Genomic DNA, 10,979 nt, shown 5'->3' with positions numbered 1-10,979 from the left:
TGATGTGCTATTAAATTTTATTCAAATTATTTTGCGAGTTTGATTTGCCCCGAAGTGAATTTACAGGCTCTAGAGGCCTGGAGCACCGTTTCCGGAATATAATGGGTCATGGGAAGAAAATGCGCCCCAATGAAAAAGGTGCATCTAGTCAATTAAAAGTGAACTTCCTGTCATTTCCTTAGGTTTTTCAAGTTCCATTATATCAAGCATTGTAGGGCATAAATCCGCTAGCCTTCCTTCTCTTAATTTTATATTACCAAGACCTATACATATTAATGGCACCGGATTTGTAGTATGGGCCGTAAATGAACCTCCTGTATCATAATCTATCATTTGTTCCGCATTTCCATGGTCAGCGGTAATTAATGCCACCCCTCCCTGTGAAGTGATTACAGGTATAATTCTGCCTAAACACTCATCAATCGCTTCAATTGCCTTCCTGGCTGCATCAAAAACACCTGTATGACCAACCATATCAGGGTTTGCAAAATTCAATATAATAACATCATACTCCCTGGATTCTATTCTCTTTATCACCTCATCAGTTACCTCATAAGCACTCATTTCCGGTTTAAGGTCATATGTAGGCACTTTTGGCGAAGGAATAAGGACCCGGTCTTCTCCCTCATATACTGTTTCAACACCACCATTAAAAAAGAAAGTAACATGGGCATATTTTTCGGTCTCAGCAATTCTTAACTGCCGGTAACCTAACTTACTTATATATTCACCAAAGGTGTTCTCAAGGTTTTCGGGTTTGAATGCTACTTCTACATTCTTCATTGTTTTATCATATTGGGTCATGCAAACAAAATATAGAGGGAAATAACCTTTCTTCCTTTTAAATCCTTTGAAATCTGTGTCTGTAAAGGCACGGGTTATTTCTCTTGCTCTATCCGGTCTGAAATTGAAAAATATTATAGAGTCATTCTTGTCTATTGTAGCAACCGGCCTTCCATTTTCTACAATAACAGTAGGTTTTACAAATTCATCAAATTCATTTCTGGAATATGATTCTGCTACAGCCTGGCCTGCACTTTCAGCCACAAGCCCCTCTCCTAAAACCATAGCGTTGTATGCAAGTTCTACTCTTTCCCACCTGTTATCCCGATCCATTGCATAATATCTTCCCATAACCGATGCAATTTTTCCCACTCCAATTTCTTTTAATTTTCGCTCAAGTTCTGCTACATAATCCTTTGAACTATCCGGAGGAACATCTCTTCCGTCAAAAAAGCAATGGATATATACATTCTTTAACCCATTCCTTTTTGCCAGCTCTGCAAGAGCATATAGATGGGTATTATGGCTATGTACCCCTCCATCGGAAAGAAGCCCGAATAAGTGAAGTTTTGAATTATGTTTTTTACAGTTCTCTACAGCATCCAAAAACTCTTTTTTTCTAAAAAAATCCCCGTCTTCTATAGACTTTGTTATCCGGGTTAGCTCCTGATAAACTATTCTCCCTGCTCCTATATTGGTATGCCCTACCTCTGAATTGCCCATCTGTCCGTGAGGCAATCCCACATCCATACCGCTGCATTTAATGATAGTACTAGGATACTGATTAAAATACCTGTCGAGATTAGGCTTGTATGCTGCCTTTATTGCATTGCCTTCTTCTTTAGGATTAATTCCAAATCCGTCCAGTATAATCAGTGCTATTAATCTGTCTTTCATTAACCTATAATCACTCCCCTGAAAACAATTAGCTTGTCTTTTAAAATACTTACTTACTTACTTACTTAACATACTTAACAACGCCTGGACTAAAATTAAATTTGGTATGGTGCGAGCCATACCAAATTTATCAATATGCGCATTGTTGGACTTAAAATCAACCATTATATTTAACAATTTTTTCAAAAGCATCTAGTTTTAAACTTGCCCCACCTACAAGTCCTCCATCTATATCAGGCATATTGAAAAGTTCAGTTGCATTTTCCGGGGTTATACTACCACCATACTGTATCCTTACAACTTCAGCTACATCTTCACCATATAGTTTTTTTATTGTATCCCTTATAGTTGTACACACTTCATTTGCCTGTTCGCTTGTTGCTGTTTTACCTGTACCTATAGCCCATACAGGTTCATATGCTATAACAACATTTTTTACCTGGTTTGCTGTTAACCCCAACAGTGCTATTTTTACCTGGTACCTGACCAAATCTTCAGTAACTCCCTGCTCTCTTTGGGTTAAAGACTCACCTACGCAAATTATCGGTTTTAATCCATATTTAAATGCAGCATGGACTTTCTTGTTAACTGTTTCGTCAGTTTCAGCAAAATATTGTCTCCTCTCGGAATGGCCGATGATAACATAATCCACTCCCAATTCTGAAAGCATTGGTCCCGACACTTCACCTGTAAATGCGCCTTTATCTTCCCAATGCATGTTTTGTGCTCCAACTTTTATATTGGAACCTTCAACTGCTTGTTTAACAGCAGGAATGCATGCAAAGGGAACACATACCACTACTTCATCATCAACCATAGATACCTTTGCCTTAAGTTCGCTGACAAAAGAAACAGCTTCACTTGGAGTTTTATTCATTTTCCAGTTTCCAGCAATAATTTTCTTCCTTGGGTTTTTATCCAACAAGACTGCTATACCTGGAAGTATCTTCCCTTCTAAGAATTCAAGAGAAGCTCCTCCACCTGTAGATATATGGGTCATCTTATCGGCAAAACCGAATTGCTCAACAGCTGCAGCTGAATCTCCACCACCTACTATTGAAATAGCCCCAGACTCAGCTATTGCTCTCGCAATTTCTCTCGTTCCTGTTGCAAAATTCGGGAATTCAAAAACTCCCATAGGTCCATTCCATATTATTGTCTTTGCCTTCTTTATAATTCTTGAAAACTTTTCGATAGTTAGTGAACCTATATCCATGCCCATCCATCCATCAGGAAGATCATCCGAGGGCACATATTTGTGTTCAGTATCATTTTTAAATTCCTTACCTACAATACTGCCCACAGGAAGGTAAATATCCACACCCTTCTTTTCAGCTTTTTCCATTATGCTTCTGGCAAGGTCAAGTTTGTCATCCTCACAAATAGAATTGCCTATCTTGTAACCTTTTGCCTTAAGGAAGGTATAAGCCATACCGCCGCCAATAATTAACGCATCTACTTTATCAAGGAGATTCTCTATAACACCAATTTTGTCCGAAACTTTTGCACCGCCCAGTACCGCTACAAAAGGACGTTCAGGATTTGCCAATGCTTTACCCATAATTTCAATTTCTTTTTTAATAAGGTATCCGCAAACTGCAGGCAAATAGCTGGCGACACCTGCTGTTGAAGCATGAGCCCTGTGTGCTGTGCCAAAAGCATCATTTACATAAATTTCGGCTAAACTTGCAAGCTCTTTTGCGAAAGCAGGGTCATTCTTTTCCTCTTCTTTATGAAATCTTACGTTTTCAAGCAGCATAACTTCTCCTTCTTTAAGAGCTTGAGCCTTAGCCTTTGCATCTTCCCCTATTACATCCTTTGCCAATATAATATTCATTCCAAGAAGCTTGCCCAGCCTCTCTGCTATTGGCTTCATGCTGTATTTCTCTTCGAAGCCCGACTTTGGCCTTCCGAGATGTGAAACAAGTATAACCTTTGCCTTATTATCTATAAGGTACCGTATAGTAGGAAGGGCTGCTACTATTCTTTTGTCATCAGTAATATTACCCTTTTCATCTTGAGGTACATTAAAATCTACTCTTACTAAAACTCTTTTACCTCTTACATTAATATCCTCTATCGTTTTCTTATTCAACATTCCCATAATATCACTCCCATAACCAAAAAGTACCCAAAAAGGCCCGGCGTTTTTGTCCCGGACCTTTTATATGTTTTTTATACCCTAACTATTTTGAATCAACCTTTGCCATATGAAGTATTAAATCAACAACTTTGTTTGAATAACCCCATTCATTATCATACCAGGCAATTAGTTTCACAAAATTGTTATTTAAAGGTATACCTGCTTTTGCGTCAAATATACATGTACGCGGATCATGTATAAAATCTGTGGATACTACTTCATCCTCGGTATAACCCATAATTCCCTTTAGTTCGTTTTCAGAAGCTCTTTTTACTGCTTCCTTGATTTCATCATATGTTGCAGGTTTTTCAAGTCGACAAGTTAAATCTACAACTGAAACATTTATTGTAGGTACCCTGAAAGCCATACCTGTAAGCTTCCCATTCAGTTCAGGTATAACTTTTCCCACTGCTTTAGCTGCACCCGTAGAGGAAGGTATAATATTGGCTGAAGCAGCTCTTCCGCCTCTCCAATCTTTCTTTGAAGGACCGTCAACTGTTTTTTGGGTTGCCGTAGTGGAATGTACTGTTGTCATTAATCCTTCCACAATGCCAAAGTTTTCATGAATTACTTTTGCTAGAGGTGCAAGGCAGTTTGTTGTACAAGATGCATTAGATACAACATTCATTTCCTTGCTGTATTTATCGTGGTTAACTCCCATAACAAACATGGGGGCATCAGCTGAAGGTGCACTTATTACAACTTTTTTTGCACCGCCCTTAAAATGTGCAGAAGCCTTTTCAACTGTTGTGAATACACCTGCAGATTCTACTATGTATTCTGCACCACATTCACTCCATGGAATTTCGGATGGATTCATATAACCATAAACACTGATCTTTTTACCATTTACTACTAGCTTGCCATCCTCGGTTTCAATAGTACCCTGGAATTGACCATGAACACTGTCATACCTAAGCATATACACCATGTAATCCAGGTCGATAAAAGGGTCATTTATACCTCTTATTTCTACTTCAGGATTATCAATAGCTGCCCTGAAGACCAGACGACCTATACGTCCAAAACCGTTAATACCTATTTTTGCTGCCATCAAATTCTACCTCCTAATATTTAATATTTCATTATTCTTGTTCATCAGGTTATAATTAATTTTAATTATTATAATTACTATAAGTAGCATCTTCACCTGCTGTCCAAATTAATCATTTGTATTTTATATTATTTTATCCAATTTTTCAATACCATTGGAAAAAAATAATTAATTTTTTAACAATATTCTGTCCATATTTCTGTATCTTATACTAAACTTATACTCACCTGCTGTTATCCTAATTCTGTCAATGACTCTTTCAACCTCTCCCTTATTTTTATGTTTTGAGGACATTTGGTTTCACATTCTCCACATTCAACACATTCTGCAGGCGAAGCTCCATAAGCTTCTTCCTTTCCAACTTTCTCAAATTCTTTTTTTGCATAATCTGTAAGTCCATATACCTTATGATAATTCATAATACTAAATATCCGAGGTATTTTTATACCATTGGGACAGGGAAGACAATATTCACACCCCGTACAATAGAGGTCTGCAAGCTTTTTATTTTCTTCAAAAGTTTCGTTAATCCTTCTCCAATCTTCTCTACTTAAAGGTTCTTCAATGGAAGCTACCCTTGCATTTTCTTCTACCATATCAATAGAACTCATCCCTGACAGGGCACAGCTTACATTTGGATTAGCCAACACAAACCTTAATGCAACTTCAGGAGTACTTTTGGCTTTGCTGCCCAATGACCTTTTAATTATCTCTGAAGGACTGGCAAGCCTTCCTCCGCCAACAGGACCCATTATTACAACTCCAAGCCCTTTTTTGTTTGCATAGGCAATTGCTTCCTCGTTTGCCCTGTCGAGAAGATTATATTGACATAGCAGGGTTTCAAATATACCTGTATCAATTAACTGAATTAATACTTCAGGTTTATCGTGGAAAGAAAAGGATATATGTTTAATCAACCCCTCATCTTTTGCCTTTTGTGCGTCTTCTATAAGGTTATATTTCAGGACGGTGTTTTCCCAATTGTTTTTATTTAAGCTGTGGAAATGATAAAAATCTATGTATTCCACATCCAGCTTCTTTAACTGCTCTTCCAAAAACCTTCTATAATCCGCCTTTTCCTTTATATGCCAGGTTGGTACTTTAGTGGATACATAAACCTGGTCCCTATAGCCTTTTAATGCTTTCCCTACTACAATTTCACTTTTTCCTCCACAGTAACCATATGCAGAATCAATATAGTTTACACCAAGGTCAAAAGCCCTATGTATCATTTCTATGGATTTTTCTTCATCTACAAAAAACTCCCCGTCCTTTTCATATCCCGGAAGACGCATTGACCCAAACCCAAGAGCTGAAATCATAACACCGGTATTACCGAATTTTCTGTATTGCATTACATCACCCCAATATTTATATCTATTTTTACCCATTATATTTAGTTACCACAAAATAACTTTCGCTAAACATTTATTTATAATGCAATTACTGTTTAAAAGCACAGGCTTTAACCCCGGGAATTCAAAAATATATTCTTAATCTCCAAATCCGACCCCTATGCTTTTAGCAATTCTAACCAGTTCTCCATCGGGAGGTACCGTTTTAATTTTATTCACCGCCTCTTCAAGGGAAACTGAAGTTATAGTATTACCCTGGAGGCTTACCATCTTGCCGAACTCTCCTTTATTTACAAGCTCAACAGCTGCCACCCCATACCTTGTAGACAATATCCTGTCATAAGGCACAGGCCTGCCGCCTCTCTGAAGATGTCCCAATACCGTAACCCTTGTTTCAATACCTGTAATCTTTTCAATTTCATCAGCTATTTTGTTGCCAATCCCTCCTAGCCTTACAGGATCAGGGCTATCTTTTAAAACCTTGCTCACTACTACTTCTCCTGCTACGGACTTGGCCCCTTCAGCAACAACTATTATACTGAAGTGCTTGCCTGCCTGTTTTCTTTCCATAACTTTTCCGACCACTTTATTTATATCATAGGGTATCTCAGGTATGAGTATTACATCTGCTCCACCGGCAATACCTGCTTTTAAAGCTATCCATCCGGCATACCTTCCCATCACTTCCAAAATCATAACCCTGTGGTGTGATTCTGCAGTAGAATGGAGTTTATCAATAGCGTCAGTAGCCGTATCTACAGCCGTCATAAAGCCAAACGTAAGGTCTGTACCTGAAAGGTCATTATCTATGGTTTTAGGCACTCCTACAACATTAAGCCCCTTTCTTGCAAAGTCCCTGGCACTGGTAAGGGTACCGTCACCCCCAATCATAATCATACAATCAATACCAAGAGCTTTGATATTTCTAATTGCTTCATCCGACATATCCCTGTACTCTACCCTTCCGTCCTCTTCTACCTTGAAATTAAAAGGGTTATCCCTGTTTGATGTACCGAGGATAGTACCCCCCTTATCAAGAATTCCGGAAGCATCATCGGGACCGAATTTCATATATTGATTTAAGACAAGTCCCCTGTATCCGTCTCTAAATCCAAAAACTTCCCATCCATACTTAAACATTGCAGTTTTTGCTACAGCTCTGAGCACTGCATTTAAACCGGGACAATCTCCTCCCCCGGTGAGAATACCTATACGCTTCACCATTAATCCAACCTCCTCAATTTTTCTATTTACCTTATTTTCCCTTAATTTGCTTGCTCTTCATTTGCACTGAAAATTGCCTATACTCATATTTCCTTTAATCTCCAATCCCCTAAACCCGTTTTGCCTTAAGGCTTCATACAGTATTATAGCCACTGAATTTGAAAGATTTAAAGACCTAATACCCTTTATCATAGGTATCCTGATACAATATTCCTTATTTTCATCAAGCAGTTCTTGAGGTAGCCCTGCAGTTTCTTTTCCGAAAACAATAAAGCAGTTTTCGGAATAAGTTATGTCGGTATAAGCTTTAGGGGCTTTTGTTGTAGCATAATAGAAATCATATGAAGAATATTTTTCTTTAATTTCTTGAAAACTGTCGTAACAGTATATTTCCAATTTGTCCCAGTAATCAAGCCCTGCTCTTTTTAAATACTTATCTTCCAGTGAAAACCCAAAAGGTCTTACCAGGTGAAGGACAGTACCTGTCGCTGCGCAGGTCCTTGATATATTTCCGGTATTTTGCGGAATTTCCGGTTCAACAAGTACTATATTCAAAAGTAAACCATCCCCTTCAACATTCACCTCACTTAAGTATTGGTATTTTAGTGTCTATGTAACGTCCTCTCCAATAAATTATATTACCACAAAAAATAATATTTAGAAACCTTTCGTGAATTTGGGTTTATTTTAAATCCTTCAATTTTTTCTGTAGTAATATTATTAATAAAATAAAAATGGGAATAATCCAAAGAGCACCGGCAATACCTGCCAATTCTCCTACAGCACCTGTTATAAACGGCACAATAATCCCCCCCGCAGCGCCAAACATCATCATTATACCCATTGTAGTACCTGTATATTTAGGATAGCTTTTAGCTGCTGTAGCCATAAGTACAGGCCAGACTACTGAAAATCCGAAACCAAGTAAAACAAAGCATACTAAATTAAATACAGGACTTTTAACTATAAGCGCTAAAATAAGGGAAACAAAAGAAATAAATAGCCCCACGGAAGAAAATATATTGCCTTTTTCTTCAAATCTGCTTCCCAGATATCTCCCTATAATCATACTTCCCCAGTACCCTGATAAGGCATAGGCACCGAGCTTTTCTGTATTAAGCACATCATGGAAATAAGTATTTGTCCAAAATGCTGCTGACTCCTCTATACCAACATAAATAAATATTGATATACATAACAGTATAAGCATTCTTTCTTTTAGTAACATCATCGATATAGGACCTTTTGATATCGGGGATCCTGATATCGTGTTTTCTAATATCCCGCCTTCACTGTTTATTTTCTTGTGTTTTTGTCTAGCAATGATAAATAATAATATCAGAAACAATAATGCAAGCACTATATAATTTTGTTTCCAACCTCCAAAAATTTCTGTAATCCATAATGCTGTAATAGGACCCAATACCGCGCCAATACTAAAGTACATCTGGGATATATTTATTACCTGATTTGTCCTCTCACTGTTTATATCGGCAAGTAAGCCACTCATTACACCCTCAATTACCCCGAACCCGCACCCAATGAGCAATATGCCTGTAGCGATCAACACAAGTATGTTAAAAAAGTATACTAATAACAAACCGGAAATCAAAATTATAAAAGACATTATTATTACAGGTTTTTTACCGATCCTGTCGCTTATTTCTCCAAATATTGCAGGGGCTATCATAATACCTGCAAAATGTAAGGATATCAACAAACCTGATATTGTACTACTTATGGCAAATTCTCCTGAAATTGAATTTATGGTAATCTGGTATACTGCCAGATACATTCCAAGAAATAGCAATGATATGTAACATGTAGCATTAATTACCTTCTTCATTATTATTTTTATCCCCCATCCTAACTTTTTTTCTATGTCTGATATAAATATCTAAAAGTGCAGGTCTTTTTATATATACTGCTTTTTCAGGGCATAGTTCCTGGCAGCAAAAACAGCGTATGCAACCTTTAAGATCTACTTCCGGTTTGTGGTTTTTCATAGAAATAACACCTGCAGGGCATACTCTTTTACACTCTGTACAACCTATGCATTTTTCATGCTGAAAAACAGGACGTGGTTTTAGCCAATTAATAAAAAATTTCATTATACCCCTATCATAATACATTATTGTCTTTAGAGTGTCCAGCTGGGGCATATGGAAGTTTTCCACCTTGAAGGAATCTAAATCTTCAAAGGAATCTAAACCTTCACAACATATTTCAATATTTTCGAAACTATCGGGACACAGCCTTCTTTTTACTGCCTGATTTATAACGGGTATGTCAAGGGGATTTGCATTAATGAGTTTTAGTGCGGTAAAATCAACCTCAAAACCGTCTTCTCCTGCTATTATCAACCCGATTTGTTTTGGATTGCCGGCTGTAGGACCTGCCCCATCCATCCCGACTACAGCATCCATTATGTTAAGGACAGGTTTTACACTCAAATAAATATCAATTAATGCATTTGCAAATTCATCATATTGAGACATTCTTAAATGATATTCTGCTTTTAACTCACCCGGTACAGCCCCAAACATGTTTTTCACTGCCCCGGTGTATACCATCTGCCCGTGGGTTTTCAGTTTAGGTAAATTTATAATAAGATCTGCATCAGCAAGGGCCTTTACAATAGTAACCCTTTTAAGATACTTTCCGTCAGGGTTTTCTACAACAGTCTCACTTAAATTATAATTTAAATTTGCTCCTACCTCCAAAGCAGCTTTTTCAATACCGCAGAAAGAATAAATTCCTCTTAATGAAGATATGGTAAATAAGCCTCCCGGACTTTCCACAATTGTAACTATACCTCCTACTTCCCTTACCAGTTTTGCAACTGCTTTTACTACCGAAGGATGTGTAGTTGCCGCATCTTCAGGTCTCTTTTTCTTTACCAGGTTTGGTTTCAATACTACCTTCATACCTGGTTTTATGTATTTATTTACACCCCCTAAGCTTTCAAAAACTTTCCTCAATACTTTTAATACATTGTCATCATTATAATCCGGGCATCTTTCAACTACGACTAGACCCAACTTTACTTCCCCTTCCATTTTAATCTTAACGACGCCTGTACTAAAGTGCAGGGATTATATTTTCGACTGAAAGTCGACTAAAGCAAATGCAGGCGTCGTTCAAACCTGCCACTTCAGTGGCAGGTAGTTGAATATTTCTACCTCTTATAATACCCGTCTTTTCAAAGGCGGGTATTTTCAAAATTAATTTTATAATACATGTTTTTTCCGAATACTGCAATATGTTCACCTTCGATTGGGCGCATTTTCAAATTTTGAAGAAAATGCTGGAAGTAACATTGCGGAAAGTCTTATAGAGCCTGTTAATCCGACGAGGGATAAGCAAATCAACTGTATGAGCAAAATAATTACATTGAAATATTATTAAATTCTATTCAAATTATTTTGCGAGTTTGATTTGCCCCGAAGTGAATTTACAGGCTCTTAAGACTTGGAGCATTTAGTTACTGGAAGCATTTTCTTCATAAAAATAAAATGCGCCC

8 protein-coding genes are annotated in these 10,979 nt (G+C 37.5%); all 8 read right to left on the bottom strand.

What is annotated here, in order from left to right; all coding sequences use genetic code 11:
- Positions 1-144: 144 nt before the first annotated feature.
- The 8 genes from HPY74_17270 to HPY74_17235 all read right to left on the bottom strand — a co-directional run bounded on the left by HPY74_17270 (position 145) and on the right by HPY74_17235 (position 10,515).
- Entirely contained in the window at positions 145-1,680 is a 1,536-nt protein-coding gene (locus HPY74_17270) for a 2,3-bisphosphoglycerate-independent phosphoglycerate mutase (protein NSW92387.1), read from the bottom strand.
- A gap of 157 nt (positions 1,681-1,837) precedes the next feature.
- On the bottom strand, positions 1,838-3,775 hold the full coding sequence (locus tag HPY74_17265) for a triose-phosphate isomerase (protein NSW92386.1): 1,938 nt from the start codon (positions 3,773-3,775) through the stop codon (positions 1,838-1,840).
- A gap of 91 nt (positions 3,776-3,866) precedes the next feature.
- Positions 3,867-4,877, bottom strand: a complete 1,011-nt coding sequence (gap, locus tag HPY74_17260; GenBank protein ID NSW92385.1) for a type I glyceraldehyde-3-phosphate dehydrogenase — start codon at positions 4,875-4,877, stop codon at positions 3,867-3,869.
- A gap of 233 nt (positions 4,878-5,110) precedes the next feature.
- Positions 5,111-6,232, bottom strand: coding sequence for an aldo/keto reductase (locus HPY74_17255; GenBank protein NSW92384.1), 1,122 nt, complete (start codon positions 6,230-6,232; stop codon positions 5,111-5,113).
- 138 nt (positions 6,233-6,370) lie between these two features.
- Positions 6,371-7,456 (bottom strand): 6-phosphofructokinase, encoded by a 1,086-nt coding sequence (locus HPY74_17250; protein ID NSW92383.1) that lies wholly within the window; start codon positions 7,454-7,456, stop codon positions 6,371-6,373.
- 57 nt (positions 7,457-7,513) lie between these two features.
- Positions 7,514-8,011, bottom strand: a complete 498-nt coding sequence (gene trmL, locus HPY74_17245; GenBank protein ID NSW92382.1) for a tRNA (uridine(34)/cytosine(34)/5-carboxymethylaminomethyluridine(34)-2'-O)-methyltransferase TrmL — start codon at positions 8,009-8,011, stop codon at positions 7,514-7,516.
- Positions 8,012-8,138: 127 nt separating this feature from the next.
- On the bottom strand, positions 8,139-9,302 hold the full coding sequence (locus HPY74_17240) for an MFS transporter (GenBank protein NSW92381.1): 1,164 nt from the start codon (positions 9,300-9,302) through the stop codon (positions 8,139-8,141).
- Entirely contained in the window at positions 9,286-10,515 is a 1,230-nt protein-coding gene (locus HPY74_17235) for a DUF362 domain-containing protein (GenBank protein NSW92380.1), read from the bottom strand. The genes HPY74_17240 and HPY74_17235 overlap by 17 nt, the downstream gene beginning before the upstream one ends.
- Positions 10,516-10,979: the final 464 nt, after the last annotated feature.

Source organism: Bacillota bacterium (assembly GCA_013314855.1).
Lineage (GTDB): Bacteria > Bacillota > Clostridia > Acetivibrionales > DUMC01 > Ch48.
Note: the sequence above shows the minus strand (reverse complement) of the source record. Positions and strands in the feature narration are given on the sequence as shown.